Genomic DNA, 12,899 nt, shown 5'->3' with positions numbered 1-12,899 from the left:
ACTCCCCCCGGAGGGCTCAGCCGCTCTGCTGGGACCGTGCCTTGAAGGCGGCCTTGCGTGCCTCCTTCGCGATCCTCTTGTCCGGGTGCAGACGGCCCATGGCCTCCAGGACCTCCGGGGTCGCGGGGTGGTCGACACGCCAGGCGGCGGCGAAGAACCCGCTGTGCCCGCCGGCCAACCCCTCGACGAGGGCCTGGAACTCCTCCGAGTCGCCCTCGGAGCCGAGCTGGGCGGCCAGGGTGTCGATGGTGAGCCAGAAGACGAGGTCCTCGGAGGGAGCGGGTACGTCCGCCGCGCCCAGCTCGGTCAGCCAGACCCGGGCGAGCCCGCCCAGCTCGGGGTCGTCGAGCACCTCGCGCACGGCGGGTTCGGCCGGCGCGCCGACGAGCGCGAGCGCCTCCTGGCAGCGGAGCCGGCGCAGCGGGGCCCCGGCGTCGGAGCCGCGCGCGGCGGCGAGCAACTCCCGTGCGGCGGGGAGAGGTTCGCGCCGGTCCAGCCACTGCTCGGTCTCGGCGCGGGCGGCGCGCGGGCCGTAGGCCGCGCTGCCGTCGAGGAGGACGTCGGCGCCCTTGTCGGCGAGTTCACCGACCGCCGGGGCCTCGAAGCCGGACTCCAGCAGCCGGGCGCGCAGCCCGTAGAGGCCGAGCGGGGTGAGGCGGACCATGCCGTAGCGGGAGACGTCGGTCTCGTCGACCGGGGCCGCGGCGGGCTCCTCCTCGGGGTCGGCCAGCAGCGCCTCGTCGACGGGCTGGTAGGCGACCAGGCCGATCGGCTCCAGCAGCCGGAACTGGTCGTCGAGGCGCATCATCGCGTCGGAGACCTGCTCCAGGACGTCGTTGGTGGGCTCCCCCATGTCCCCGGGGACGATCATCGAGGCGGCGAGCGCGGGGAGCGGCACGGGGCCGTCGCCGGGGCCGTCCTCGTTGGCGGTGAGGAGGTAGAGGTTGCCGAGCACGCCGTCGAGGAACTCGGCCTCGCCCTCGGGGTCCCAGTCCAGCCGGGAGAAGTCGACCTCGCCGCCCTCGTCCATGGCGTCCATCAGTTCGTCGAGGTCGGGTACGGCCGCGTCGGCGACGACCGTCTCCAGCGCGGCGAGCCAGACGGCGAGGACGTCGTGCGGGGCGCCGCCGGTGAGCAGGGCGAGGTCCTCGCCGGCCGTGACGGTGCCGGCCTCCTCGTCGGCGATCTCGACGAGCCCGGCGTCCACGGCGATCCGCCAGGCCTCGCTCGCGAAGGCGGCCGCGTCGTCCCCGGTCAGCCCGAGCGCCTCGGCGGCGGCCGGCAACTGCTCCTCCACGAGCCCGCCCCCGGCGTCGACCCGGGTGTCCGGACCGACCCAGCGGGCGAGTCGCGCGGCCCGGGAGAGCAACGGCGTGGACAGCGCGTCGCGCGCCAGCTCCGCTTCGGGGTGCAGCCGCACGGGCGGCAGGGGGGAGCTGTCTGACATGGGCTGGTTCTCCTAGGGCGCGTCGTGCCCGTGTCCCACTCGGGCACCGGGCCACTCAGCCTAGACGGATATCGCCCCATGCCGCCCGGTTCATGTCTCCGTCAGGAGCCGTACATGGCCGAAACCTTGACAAGTGGCCGGAGCACACAGGAGATTGACGCGCGTAGAAACTCGATGGACATGTGTTCACTGTATTTTCTACGCGCGTCGCCACCGTCTCACCGGTCGCGGCCCCTCGTTCCCCGCACCACCCTCGTCCCGGCACCCACGTATGTCCCCGGAGGGATCCCGTTGCCGAGCAAGAAGTCCGCGCGCCTCGCCGCGCTCACCGTCGCCGCCGTGTGCTCCGCGGCGTCCACCGTCGCCCTGACCGCGCCCGCGCACGCGGCCGCGGTGGCCATCCATGACATCCAGGGCACGACCCGGATGTCCCCGTACGCCGGCCAGGCGGTCACGGATGTGGCCGGAATCGTCACCGGCGTACGCACGTACGGCTCCAGAGGTTTCTGGATCCAGGATCCGAACCCGGACGCCGACCCGGCCACCAGCGAAGGCGTCTTCGTCTTCACCAGCTCCGTCCCGAAGGTCGCGGTCGGTGACGCGGTCACCGTGTCCGGCACCGTCACCGAGTTCGTCCCGGGCGGCGCCGCCTCCGGCAACCAGTCGGTCACCGAGATCACCAAGCCCACGGTGACCGTGGTCTCCAGCGGCAACGCCGTCCCCGCGCCGACCGTCGTGAACGCCCGGTCGGTCCCGGCCGCGTACACCCCGGACGGCGACGCGGCCGCGGCCAACTCGGTCAACGCGCTGACGCTGCAACCGAAGAAGTACGCCCTGGACTACTACGAGTCCCTGGAGGGCATGGACGTCCAGGTCGCCGACGCCCGTGTGGTCACCGCCACCGACCCCTACAGCGAGCTGTGGGTCACGGTGAAGCCGCACGAGAACGCGAGCCGGCGCGGCGGCACGGTGTACGGCTCGTACACCTCGCAGAACACCGGCCGGCTCCAGGTCCAGTCGCTCGGCGCGACCGCCGACTTCCCCGTCGCGAACGTCGGTGACGTGCTGGGCGGCACCACCACCGGCCCGCTGGACTACAACCAGTACGGCGGCTACACCCTCGTCGCCCACCAGCTGGGCACGCTGAAGAGCGCCGGTCTCCAGCGGGAGACGACCGCGAAGCAGAAGAAGGGCGAGCTGGCGGTCGCGACGTACAACGTCGAGAACCTCGACCCGTCCGACGCCACGTTCGAGGAGCACGCCTCCGCGATCGTGAACAACCTGAAGTCGCCCGACATCGTCTCCCTGGAGGAGATCCAGGACAACAACGGCGCGACGAACGACGGCACGACCGCCGCCGACGTCACGGTCACCAAGCTGATCGACGCGATCGTCGCGGCGGGCGGCCCGCGGTACGACTGGCGTTCGATCGACCCGGCGAACAACACCGACGGCGGCGAGCCGGGCGGCAACATCCGCCAGGTGTTCCTCTTCAACCCGGAGCGGGTCTCCTTCACCGACCGCGCCGGCGGCGACACGACGACCGCCGCGGGCGTGACCAAGGAGCGCGGCAAGGCCGCCCTGACGGTCTCCCCGGGCCGGATAGACCCGGCGAACGCGGCCTGGAACGCCAGCCGCAAGCCGCTGGTCGGCGAGTTCGCCTTCCGCGGCCGCACGGTCTTCGTGATCGCCAACCACTTCAACTCCAAGGGCGGCGACCAGTCGCTGCACGCGCAGTACCAGCCGGTGGCGCGCAGCTCCGAGACCCAGCGCCACCAGCAGGCGACGCTGGTCAACGCGTTCGTCAAGGACATCCTCGACGTGCAGAAGAACGCGGACGTCGTCGCTCTCGGCGACATCAACGACTTCGAGTTCTCCGGCACCGCGAAGATCCTGGAGGGCGACGGCGAACTGTGGTCGGCGATCAAGTCGCTGCCCAGGAGCGAGCGTTACTCCTACGACTACCAGGGCAACCAGCAGGTGCTGGACCAGATCCTGGTCAGCCCGTCGATCCGGCGCTCGTGCGACTTCGCGTACGACAGCGTGCACATCAACTCGGAGTTCCACGACCAGATCAGCGACCACGACCCGCAGGTGCTGCGGTTCGAGCCGTAGCAGGGCAGGGGACCTGCCCTGGGAAGTCCTAGGGGATCCAGGGGCCTAGGGGTCCCAGGGGGCCCTAGAGGTCCAGGGGCCCTAGAGGTCCCAGGGGGCCCTAGAGGTCCAGGGGCCCTAGAGGTCCCAGGGGGCCCTAGAGGTCCAGGGGCCCTAGAGGTCCAGGGGCCCTAGGGATCCTAGGGGTCCCTAGTGGTCCTAGGGGTCCCTAGTGGTCCTAGGGGTCCCTAGTGGTCCTAGGGGTCCCTAGTGGTCCTAGGGGAACTGGCTGTACACCTTGTCCAGCCAGTTCCGCCAGGCGCCCTCGGTCGCCTTCGCGTCGGCGTCCGCGGCGAAGTCGTGGACGCTGATGCCGACCGGGGCGCCCCAGTGGTTGCGGCCGAAGAGCCGGATGAGGGCGGAGTCGGTCCGCAGCCCGATGAAGTACGGGTCGCGGTAGTCCAGTACGGCGTCGAAGTCCTGCGGCCCGTGGACGGTCAGCTCCGCGCCCCGGGCGTCGCCGTCGGTGAGCCCGAGGGCCCGGCCGGCCGCGGCGAAGGCGTCCGCGCCGGTGGACGCCTCGGGTCCGTCGAGCGAGGCGAAGGTCACCGGGCGGGGCGCGAAGTGCGTGAGGTACTCGCGCAGCGTGTGCAGATAGAAGTCGGTGTGCTTGGCGGCGCCGTCGTACTGGTTGTCCCAGTCGTCGGTGAAGACACCGCTGTGCACGTACCGCACCCAGGCGCGCCGGCCGCCGTCGCGCGCCTCGATGACGTGCTCCAGCTGGTTCACGCTCTGGACCGAGAACCCGACGTCCTCGCTGCGGATGGTGAGGTGGCGCGGCGGGTCCCAGGCGGTGACGGTGGAGCCGAAGGCGGCGGCGCCGCCCACCCGGGGCTCGGGGGGATCCATCGGCCACAGGTACGCCCCGGTGCCGTGCGTGACCGCCTCCCACACCTCGTCCGGAGTGGCGTCGACCTCGAACTCACGGGTGATCTCGAATTCCTTGGACATGGCGGGCTCCTGGCGACTACTGGTCCGGTTCGGGGGTCTGCTGGTCCTTGACCGTGGGGTGTACGGCGACGACGATCCGGTGATCGCGGCCGCCCTGCGCATCGGGGGCGTCGTACTTGCTGATGAGCGCGCTGACGCCGACCGTCAACTCCTGGAGGAAGGCGGCCCGTTCGGCCGCCGAGGCGAAGCGGACCTCGCCGTCCAGCGCGAAGGTCGCCAGCTGTTTGCGGGCCTCGGCCGCGCCGGTGATCAGCGAGCCGACGTCCCGCACCAGCCGGGCGCCGAGCGCCAGCAGCCAGCGGGCGGAGAGCTGGTCCCGGAAGCGGTCCGGGTCCGGCTGCACCTCGGCGAGGGCGAGCGGCGAGATCACGTACGACGCGGCGGTCGCGCGCATCAGCCGCTCGGTGACGTTGCCCTTGCGGCGCTCGCCGGCCAGCTCGACCAGGCCGTGCCGCTCCAGGGCCTTCAGGTGGTAGTTCACCTTCTGCCGCGGCAGTCCGACCTTGCCGGCCAGCATGGCGGCCGAGGCGGGCCCGGCGGCCAGCTCGGCCAGCAGCCTGGCCCTTGTCGGGTCCAGGGAGACGGCGGCGGCCTCGGGGTCCTCGATCACGGTCACGTCCAGCATGCGTCCAGGCTCTCACCGAAAACTTTTTTTGTCCAGGAGACCAGAGTGTTCGGTGGTCGACCCCCGCGCATCGCGGCAACTTCTCAGCTTTCCTTACGCATACCTCGTAGAAGATTTAAGTGGAGCTTCACAATGGGGCGGCCGAGACTACTCCCATGACACACACGCCCTCCGCTCCCCCGCCCTTCGGCCGCGCCCTGTGCGCGATGGTCACCCCCTTCACCGAGGGGGGCGCGCTCGACCTCGACGGGGCGGGACTGCTCGCGCGGCGGCTGGTCGGAGCGGGCTGCGACGGGCTGGTGCTGTCCGGGACGACCGGCGAGTCCCCGACCACCTCGGACACCGAGAAGGCCGAACTGGTCGCCGCGGTACGGGAGGCGGTGGGCGACCGGGCGACGGTCGTCGCGGGCGTGGGCACCTTCGACACCCGGCACACCGTGGAACTCGCCCGCTCCGCCGAGAAGGCCGGCGCGGACGGGGTGCTGGTGGTCAGCCCGTACTACAGCCGGCCCCCGCAGGACGCCCTGGAGGCCCACTTCCGCGAGGTCGCGGACGCCTCCGGGCTGCCGGTGATGCTGTACGACATCCCCGGCCGCACCGGGACCCGGATCGAACCGGAGACGCTGATCCGGCTCGCCGAGCACCCGCGGATCGTGGCGGTCAAGGACTGCTCCTACGACTTCCTCGGCGCCCAGAAGGTGATCGCGCGCACCAGGCTCGCCTACTACGCGGGCTGCGACGAGCACAACCTCGCGCTGTACGCCGTCGGCGGGGCGGGGTACGTCAGCACGGTCGCGAACGTGGTCCCCGGCCCGCTCCGGGCCGTGCTGGACCTGTTCGACGCCGGGGACACCCGCGGAGCCGCCGCGCTCCAGCGCCGGGCCACCGAACTGATCGAGGCGATGATGGCCTCGGGGCTGCCCGGCACCGTCACCGCCAAGGGGCTGCTGAGCGCCCTGGGTCTGCCGGCCGGTCCGGTCCGGGCACCGCTGCGGCCCGCCGACCGGGAGACGGTCGACGGGCTGCGGGCGGCCTACGAGCGGCTGGTCGCCTGACCCGCCGTCGGGCGGGAGGCGCCCGGTGAGGGCCAGTCAGCGGTCCGCAAAGACCGGCTCCCAGCGTCCCAGCGTGTCGTCCCCCGTGGCACGGAAGTCGCTCAGGACCACGACCTTCTCGCTGCCGGGCGTCACCAGCACCAGCCGCTGGTGGAACTCGTCGCCGTCCTTGCCGATGTCCCAGGCGACCAGCGAGGAGTCGTCGGCCCAGGCGAGCAGCTGCTGGCCGTGCGTCTCGGTGAGCGGCTTCCCGGTGCGGGGGTCGAGGATCCAGGAGGACGTCTTGTACTTCTTGCCCGCGAAGTCGCCGGCGAGCCGCTTCCCGTCGGGCGAGAGCCCGGCATCGACGTACCACTGCGCGTACTTCTCGCCGGCCGGCGGCTCGACCGGGTCGCCCTGGCGGGAGTAGTACTCGTAGCCCGGCTGCATGGGCGTTCCGGCCCAGACGCGGCTGCCGTCGCGGCTGAAGGCGAAGTCCTGGCGGCTGTTGCCGACGGCGAAGTCGCCGCCGCCCGCCTCGATGCCGGTCCAGGAGCTCGCCCCGGAGGTGACGTCCACCACGTAGAAGCCGGTGCGGGACGACTGCTCCATGTTCGCCTGCCACCCCTCGGAGCCGCTCGACTTGACCCGCAGGTCGGGATTGCGGTCGTAGGCCGTCGCCACCAGCTCCCGCCCGTCGCGGGAGAACGCCAGGCCGCCGACCGCGTGATCGACCGGGATCCAGCGCTTGACCTCACCGCTGACCAGGTCGAGCAGGCCGATCCGGCGGACGGGCAGCTCCTGCTCCAGGACGGCGGCGGTCCGCAGGCCCGGCGCGACGGCGACCCACGACCACTTGGTGGTCTTCACATACTTCTTCGTCGTCGGGTTCAGCAGCCAGTAGGTGCGCGTCGACACCGCCCGGTCCGCCGACCGCGGGACGACGGTCGTCGCGTAGTACGCGGCCAGCGCCGTCCGGCCGGCGGCGATCAGGTCGCGCGGCGGGGACTGGTCCGGGTGCGCGGAGATCCGGTTCGGCGGGGTGACGTCCGCGGGGCGCACGTCGGTCGTGCCGCCGGACTCCAGCGCCGGCACCGCCACGGCGACGGCCACCACGGCGGCGGCCGCGGCCGCGATCGAGGCGATCCTGCGGGTACGGCGGCGCCGGCGCAGACCCAGCACGCGGTCGGCGAGTCCCGGCACCGCGGGTCCCTGCGCGTCGGCCTGCTCGCGCAGGGAGTCACGCACGAGTTCGTCGACGTTCACGGACGCACCTCCACGGGCGAGTAGTCACGGGACGACTGCTGCTCGACGTCCGCGGGGCCGAGGGCGGCCAGCTCCGGCGCGAGGGAGCGCAGCCGGGCCAGGGAGCGGTGGGTGGTGGACCGGACGGTGCCCACGGAGCAGCCCAGGAGCCGTGCCACGTCGGCCTCCGGCAGATCCTCGAAGTAGCGCAGCACCAGCACCGTGCGCTGGCGGGCGGTCAGCCGCGACAGGGCCGCGCGCATCACGACGCGCAGCTCGGCGGCCGCGGAGTCGTCGGGGGCCGCCCCCCGTTCCGGGGGTTCGGCGACGCTCACCTCCCGCCGGGGCCACTTCAGCCGCCAGCGGCTGATCTGCTGCCGGTAGAGCACCTGCCGGACGTACGCCTCGGGCTCGTCGATGCGGTGCCAGCGGCCCGCCGCCTTGGCCAGGGCGTTCTGGAGCAGGTCCTCACCGGCGTGCCGGTCCCCGCCACTGAGCAGGACGGCCGTCCTCAGCAGCGCGGACGACCTGCTGTCCACGAAGTCCCGGAAACCTTCCAGCCCTTCGGCATCCATCGTCACCTTCACTTCCCCCGGGAACGGACCCTGTGCCCGACCCCTGTGCCTTGTGTGACGCCCCCGACCCGCCCCTGCTATGCCTCACCTCCCCCACCGACTTCGACCGACTTCCACGGGCCGGACCCGGCAACTCGATCGCGCCGGGCGCCGACCGGGCGATGGCCTGTGGAGCCCTCGGAAGGCGGTCCCGGTGAGCTTCGACGCAGACCGGCAGGCACGTATCGCCGCCATGCGGGAAACCGCCCGGCCCGTCTGGGGGACGACCGGCGACACCGACACGCTCCAGCAGTCCTCGAGGACAACGGGTGTCACGGAGTGGAAGCCGTGTTCGTGACCATGGGCCTGTTGCACTGCGGCCTCGCCGAAGCCCGACGAGCCTTCTTCGACGCCCCGTGCCGCGAAGCCGAACGCCGGTTCCACAACGACGCCCTGAGTCTCCTCGAAGAGGCCGCCGACACCGAGGTCCGACAGCACCGGCGACAGGCCGGGCAGTGGCCCTCTCGGGTCAGCCGCCAGGACCGCGCCGAGCTCGGTGCCGGCACAGCGTCGGCGGTGCGCGGCGCGCAACTACAGCGGACGCGCCGCCTTCAGCTTCCTGTACTCGTCGACCCCTCGCACGAACCGGCACTCGCCGGTCCACACACAAGCGCCCTCCCACACGGGTGCGGGAGGGCGCTCCGGTCGTCCAGGGTCAGTTGTGGCTGTGCAGGATCTCGTTCAGGCCGCCCCAGACCGCGTTGTTCGGGCGGGCCTCGACCGTGCCGGTGACCGAGTTGCGGCGGAAGAGGATGTTGGAGGCGCCGGAGAGTTCGCGCGCCTTGACGATCTGGCCGTCGGGCATCGTCACGCGGGTGCCCGCGGTGACGTACAGGCCGGCCTCCACCACGCACTCGTCGCCGAGCGCGATGCCGACGCCCGCCTCGGCGCCGATGAGGCAGCGCTCGCCGACGGCGATGATCACGTTGCCGCCGCCGGAGAGGGTGCCCATGGTGGAGGCGCCGCCGCCGATGTCCGAGCCGTCGCCGATGACCACGCCGGCCGAGATACGGCCCTCGACCATCGACGTGCCGAGCGTGCCGGCGTTGAAGTTCACGAAGCCCTCGTGCATGACGGTCGTGCCCTCGGCGAGGTGCGCGCCGAGGCGGACCCGGTCGGCGTCGGCGATCCGGACGCCCTTGGGGGCCACGTAGTCCGTCATGCGCGGGAACTTGTCGATGGACGTCACCTGGAGGTGCAGGCCCTCGGCGCGGGCGTTCAGGCGGACCTTCTCGACGTCGTCCACGGCGACCGGGCCGAGCGAGGTCCAGGCGACGTTGGCCAGGTGCCCGAAGATGCCGTCCAGGCTCTGGCCGTGCGGCTTCACCAGGCGGTGGGAGAGCAGGTGCAGGCGGAGATAGACGTCGTGGGCGTCGATCGGCTTCTCGTCGAGGGAGGCGATGACCGTGCGGACCGCTACGACCTCCACACCACGGCGGGCGTCCGGGCCGATCGCCTTCGCCGCGCCCTCGCCGAGCAGTTCCACGGCCTTCTCGGCGTTCAGCCGCTCGGTGCCGGACGGGCCGGGCTCGGCGACGAGCTCGGGCGCGGGGAACCAGGTGTCGAGAACGGTGCCGTCGGCGGCGAGGGTGGCGAGGCCGGCGGCCGCGGCGCCGGTGGTGCGAGGAGCAGTCGTATCGGTCATGAGGGCAACCTAACCGGACGAAGGGTGCGGAGGCTAACCAGCGGAGGGGGCGTCTCAGGAGACGGGCGCGGCCCTGCGGGGCCGTGGGGCGGTCCCCCAGGGGGAGGGCGGGCGCGGCCCTCCCGGGGCCTGAAGGCGGGGGCCGCCGGAGGGAGCACCGGAGGGGGCCGGAGGGAGCACCGGAGGCGGCGCCGGTCGGCACCGTGCGGCCCGCGGGATCAGCGGCACATGCGCACCACGCCGTCAGCCCCCTGCGGCCCCCGGAATCAGCGCCACATGCGCACCACGCCGTCAGCCCCCTGCGGCCCCCGGAATCAGCCGGCTCAGCGTCTCCCGGGCGTACTCCTCGTCGTACGGCGTGTCCGTCAGGAGGACCTGGAGGCAGATGCCGTCCATGAGTGCCACCAGGGCCCTGGCCGTGCGGGGGTCCGTGCGGTGGGAGAGGAGGGCGGCCGCGTCGTCGGCCCACTCGGCGGCCACCGGGCGCAGGGCGGGGCGGCGCAGGGCGGCGAGGTACAGCTCGTACTCCAGCTCCACGCCGGTGCGGTCGCCGGCCAGCCATTCGCCGAGGAGGGCGGCCAGTTCGGTGGGGAGGTCGGCGTGCGGGGAGGAGAGGCCGCCGCGGGCCGTCAGGACCTTGGCGAAGCCCTCGTTGGCCTGGCGGAGCGCCGCGACGAGGAGGTCGTCGAGGGTGGCGAAGTGGTACGTGGTGGAGCCGAGGGGGACGTCCGCCTCGGCGGCCACCGTGCGATGGCTGAGGCCGGCCAGGCCCTTCTCCCCGACGACCCGGATGGCGGCGTCGATGATCCGCTGGCGGCGTTCGGGATCGTAGCGGCGGGGCATCAGTGCGCGCCGCCGAGATTCAGCACCACCACGCCGCCGACGATCAGCACGATGCCGGCGATCTTGGTCAGGGTGAGGGCCTCGCCGAAGAGGAGCAGGCCGAGGACGGCGATCGTCGCGGTGCCGGCGCCGGACCAGATCGCGTAGGCCGTGCCGATGCCCACGGACTTGAGGGTCTGGGCGAGGAGCAGGAACGAGACGACGTAGCCGACGGCCGTCAGCACACTGGGCCAGAGTCTGGAGAAGCCTTCGCTGTACTTCATGGCGGTCGTCGCGGCCACCTCGGCGGCGATGGCTCCGGCGAGCGTCAGATATCCCATGTGTACGAGCGTACACATCACCGGGCGCCGCTGTGCGTCCGGCCCCGACTCCCGTCGCCCGAACCCTCGTTGAGGGGGTGCCGAGGCTACGAAAGTGTTATGGAAACCGCTCACTCAAACGGCTGAACGTAGGCCACGGCTTCCACTACTGTTTCACCGTTCATACACCGGGCCATCGCAGCCGCGGCCGCCCACGAGAGCCGCCGCTGGAGGAACAGCGCATGCCAATAGACAAGTCCCGGCCTCCCCAGGAACAGCCCTGGGAGAACGGCTGGGCCCCGGACACGTCCCGGGCACCCGGAACCCGCCGGCTCTGGCTGGCCGGTGCCCTCGCCGTGGCCACCATCGTGTCCTGCGTGACGGCGATCGCCATCAACGACAAGCCCGTCGACGAGGCGTCGAAGTCCCGTGACGGGCGGACCCTGTCGGACGACGAGACCGACGGCGGACTCATCTCCTTCGCCACCCCCTCCGCGAACGGGACGTCCACCTCGGACGGGAAGGGGAAGGGCGAGGAAAAAACGGAAAGCGCTTCCCCGTCCGCGTCCGCGGCCAGCTCCTCGCCCCGCCCCCAGGGGAGTTCGACACCGCGCGCCTCGGCCTCGCCCGCCGCGTCGCCGGCCGGGGAACCGACCGACCCCGAGCCGGCCACCACGGAACGCTCGGTCCGCTCGGTCAACTACCCGGACCGGTACTGGCATGTGAGCGGCGGGCTGGTCAAGCTCGACGGCGTGCGCGGCTCGGAGTCCCGCCAGGACTCCACCTTCACCGTGGTCAAGGGCCTGGCCGACAGCGCCTGTTACTCCTTCGCCACGGCCGACGGGACGTACCTGCGCCACCGCAACTTCGTCCTGCGCTCCGAACGCAGCGACGGCTCCTCGCTGTTCAAGCAGGACGCCACCTTCTGCGCCCGCTCCTCCGCCTACTCCGGCGCGGTCATGCTGGAGTCGGTGAACTACCCGGGCCGCTTCCTCCGCCACAAGGACTTCCAGATCCGGCTGGAGACGTACCAGCACAGCGATCTGTACCGGGCGGACTCCGCGTTCCGGCTCGTGGCCGGGCTGGACTGACGACGGACGGCCGTGCGGCCGGGCGCCGGCCGCCGAGCGGCGGCGCGCAACGGGCCGAGCGGCCACGCACACGAGAGCGGCGGCACCCCGAGGGTGCCGCCGCTCTCGTGTCGTCCGGAGATCCGGTCCGAGGGACTCTCAGACGTTGAAGCCGAGCGCCCGCAGCTGCTCGCGGCCGTCGTCCGTGATCTTGTCGGGACCCCACGGCGGCATCCAGACCCAGTTGATGCGCAGCTCGTTGACGAGGCCGTCCGTGGCGGACTTGGCCTGGTCCTCGATGACGTCCGTCAGCGGGCAGGCCGCCGAGGTCAGGGTCATGTCGAGCGTCGCGATGTTCGCGTCGTCGATGTGAATGCCGTAGATCAGGCCGAGGTTGACGACGTCGATACCCAGTTCGGGGTCGACGACGTCGTACAGCGCCTCGCGGACCTCTTCCTCAGAGGCCGGCTTCATCTCAACGGTCTCGCTCATGCCGTCTTCCTTTCGGCGTCGGCTCCGCCCAGGGCCTGGGCCGTCGCGTCCTTCCACGCCATCCAGCTGAGGAGGGCGCACTTGACCCGGGCCGGGTACTTGGAGACGCCGGCGAACGCGACCGCGTCCTCCAGCACCTCCTCCATCGCGTCGTCGGGCTCGATCCTGCCCTTGGACTGCATCAGCTCCAGGAAGGTCTCCTGGATCCGCTGCGCCTCGGACAGGCTCTTGCCGACCAGGAGGTCGTTCAGCACGGACGCGCTCGCCTGGCTGATCGAGCAGCCCTGGCCCTCGTACGAGACGTCCTCGATCTTCGTGCCGTCGTACTTCACGCGCAGGGTGATCTCGTCACCGCAGGTCGGGTTGACGTGGTGCACCTCGGCGTCGCCATCCCGCAAGCCCCGCCCGTGCGGGTGCTTGTAGTGGTCCAGGATGACTTCCTGGTACATCGAATCCAGCTTCACGATCTCAGCCAGCCCC

At 71.9% G+C, this 12,899-nt stretch carries 14 protein-coding genes; 4 read left to right on the top strand and 10 right to left on the bottom strand.

The features are described from left to right. Window positions 1-16: 16 nt before the first annotated feature. Window positions 17-1,447: a hypothetical protein gene (locus IE275_RS32765; RefSeq protein ID WP_189715916.1), complete on the bottom strand. Its 1,431-nt coding sequence runs from the start codon at window positions 1,445-1,447 to the stop codon at window positions 17-19. A gap of 291 nt (window positions 1,448-1,738) precedes the next feature. Here IE275_RS32765 and IE275_RS32760 point away from each other — a divergent pair, with 291 nt between their 5' ends. Next, window positions 1,739-3,562, top strand: a complete 1,824-nt coding sequence (locus IE275_RS32760; RefSeq protein WP_189715915.1) for a DUF8508 domain-containing protein — start codon at window positions 1,739-1,741, stop codon at window positions 3,560-3,562. Window positions 3,563-3,817: 255 nt separating this feature from the next. Here the strand turns inward: IE275_RS32760 and IE275_RS32755 are convergent, their stop codons facing one another. Together IE275_RS32755 and IE275_RS32750 are read right to left on the bottom strand one after the other, a co-directional pair. Further along, window positions 3,818-4,552 carry an SRPBCC family protein gene (locus tag IE275_RS32755; RefSeq protein WP_189715913.1) on the bottom strand — a complete coding sequence of 245 codons (735 nt, stop codon included), beginning with the start codon at window positions 4,550-4,552 and terminating at the stop codon, window positions 3,818-3,820. A gap of 16 nt (window positions 4,553-4,568) precedes the next feature. Then, the gene (locus IE275_RS32750) at window positions 4,569-5,177 is read right to left on the bottom strand and encodes an ArsR/SmtB family transcription factor (protein ID WP_189715911.1); all 609 of its coding nucleotides are present in this window, start codon (window positions 5,175-5,177) and stop codon (window positions 4,569-4,571) included. A 155-nt stretch (window positions 5,178-5,332) separates the two neighbouring features. Between IE275_RS32750 and dapA the strand changes: the two genes are divergently transcribed. Next, window positions 5,333-6,232, top strand: a complete 900-nt coding sequence (gene dapA / locus IE275_RS32745; protein ID WP_189715909.1) for a 4-hydroxy-tetrahydrodipicolinate synthase — start codon at window positions 5,333-5,335, stop codon at window positions 6,230-6,232. Between the two features lie 36 nt (window positions 6,233-6,268). Here the strand turns inward: dapA and IE275_RS32740 are convergent, their stop codons facing one another. Together IE275_RS32740 and IE275_RS32735 are read right to left on the bottom strand one after the other, a co-directional pair. Then, window positions 6,269-7,477 (bottom strand): WD40 repeat domain-containing protein, encoded by a 1,209-nt coding sequence (locus tag IE275_RS32740; protein WP_189715907.1) that lies wholly within the window; start codon window positions 7,475-7,477, stop codon window positions 6,269-6,271. Continuing rightward, window positions 7,474-8,031: a SigE family RNA polymerase sigma factor gene (locus IE275_RS32735; protein WP_189715905.1), complete on the bottom strand. Its 558-nt coding sequence runs from the start codon at window positions 8,029-8,031 to the stop codon at window positions 7,474-7,476. Before IE275_RS32735 ends, IE275_RS32740 begins: the two co-directional genes overlap by 4 nt. A gap of 193 nt (window positions 8,032-8,224) precedes the next feature. Here IE275_RS32735 and IE275_RS32730 point away from each other — a divergent pair, with 193 nt between their 5' ends. After that, entirely contained in the window at window positions 8,225-8,368 is a 144-nt protein-coding gene (locus IE275_RS32730) for a hypothetical protein (RefSeq protein ID WP_189715903.1), read from the top strand. A gap of 357 nt (window positions 8,369-8,725) precedes the next feature. Here the strand turns inward: IE275_RS32730 and dapD are convergent, their stop codons facing one another. The 3 genes from dapD to IE275_RS32715 form a co-directional block, all read right to left on the bottom strand. Then, window positions 8,726-9,715 carry a 2,3,4,5-tetrahydropyridine-2,6-dicarboxylate N-succinyltransferase gene (gene dapD, locus IE275_RS32725; protein WP_189715901.1) on the bottom strand — a complete coding sequence of 330 codons (990 nt, stop codon included), beginning with the start codon at window positions 9,713-9,715 and terminating at the stop codon, window positions 8,726-8,728. A 291-nt stretch (window positions 9,716-10,006) separates the two neighbouring features. After that, window positions 10,007-10,558: a TetR/AcrR family transcriptional regulator gene (locus tag IE275_RS32720; protein ID WP_189715899.1), complete on the bottom strand. Its 552-nt coding sequence runs from the start codon at window positions 10,556-10,558 to the stop codon at window positions 10,007-10,009. Next, window positions 10,558-10,878: a DMT family transporter gene (locus tag IE275_RS32715; protein WP_189715897.1), complete on the bottom strand. Its 321-nt coding sequence runs from the start codon at window positions 10,876-10,878 to the stop codon at window positions 10,558-10,560. Before IE275_RS32715 ends, IE275_RS32720 begins: the two co-directional genes overlap by 1 nt. Window positions 10,879-11,099: 221 nt before the next feature. Between IE275_RS32715 and IE275_RS32710 the strand changes: the two genes are divergently transcribed. Continuing rightward, window positions 11,100-11,948, top strand: a complete 849-nt coding sequence (locus IE275_RS32710; RefSeq protein ID WP_189715895.1) for an AbfB domain-containing protein — start codon at window positions 11,100-11,102, stop codon at window positions 11,946-11,948. A 138-nt stretch (window positions 11,949-12,086) separates the two neighbouring features. On the opposite strand, the gene IE275_RS32705 is transcribed toward IE275_RS32710, so the two are convergent. Further along, window positions 12,087-12,419 (bottom strand): metal-sulfur cluster assembly factor, encoded by a 333-nt coding sequence (locus IE275_RS32705; protein WP_102911749.1) that lies wholly within the window; start codon window positions 12,417-12,419, stop codon window positions 12,087-12,089. Continuing rightward, a complete protein-coding gene (gene sufU / locus IE275_RS32700) occupies window positions 12,416-12,883 on the bottom strand; it encodes a Fe-S cluster assembly sulfur transfer protein SufU (RefSeq protein ID WP_189715893.1) in 468 nt (155 codons plus the stop codon). Before sufU ends, IE275_RS32705 begins: the two co-directional genes overlap by 4 nt. Window positions 12,884-12,899: the final 16 nt, after the last annotated feature.

The organism is Streptomyces phaeofaciens (assembly GCF_014648915.1).
GTDB classification, from domain to species: Bacteria; Actinomycetota; Actinomycetes; order Streptomycetales; family Streptomycetaceae; genus Streptomyces; species Streptomyces phaeofaciens.
Note: the sequence above shows the minus strand (reverse complement) of the source record. Positions and strands in the feature narration are given on the sequence as shown.

Coding starts and splice junctions, on each gene's coding strand:
- IE275_RS32765 (WP_189715916.1), bottom strand. CDS start 1,447: ATGTCAGACAGCTCCCCCCTGCCGCCCGTGCGGCTGCACCCCGAAGCG.
- IE275_RS32755 (WP_189715913.1), bottom strand. CDS start 4,552: ATGTCCAAGGAATTCGAGATCACCCGTGAGTTCGAGGTCGACGCCACT.
- IE275_RS32750 (WP_189715911.1), bottom strand. CDS start 5,177: ATGCTGGACGTGACCGTGATCGAGGACCCCGAGGCCGCCGCCGTCTCC.
- dapA (WP_189715909.1), top strand. CDS start 5,333: ATGACACACACGCCCTCCGCTCCCCCGCCCTTCGGCCGCGCCCTGTGC.
- IE275_RS32735 (WP_189715905.1), bottom strand. CDS start 8,031: ATGGATGCCGAAGGGCTGGAAGGTTTCCGGGACTTCGTGGACAGCAGG.
- dapD (WP_189715901.1), bottom strand. CDS start 9,715: ATGACCGATACGACTGCTCCTCGCACCACCGGCGCCGCGGCCGCCGGC.
- IE275_RS32720 (WP_189715899.1), bottom strand. CDS start 10,558: ATGCCCCGCCGCTACGATCCCGAACGCCGCCAGCGGATCATCGACGCC.
- IE275_RS32715 (WP_189715897.1), bottom strand. CDS start 10,878: ATGGGATATCTGACGCTCGCCGGAGCCATCGCCGCCGAGGTGGCCGCG.
- IE275_RS32710 (WP_189715895.1), top strand. CDS start 11,100: ATGCCAATAGACAAGTCCCGGCCTCCCCAGGAACAGCCCTGGGAGAAC.
- IE275_RS32705 (WP_102911749.1), bottom strand. CDS start 12,419: ATGAGCGAGACCGTTGAGATGAAGCCGGCCTCTGAGGAAGAGGTCCGC.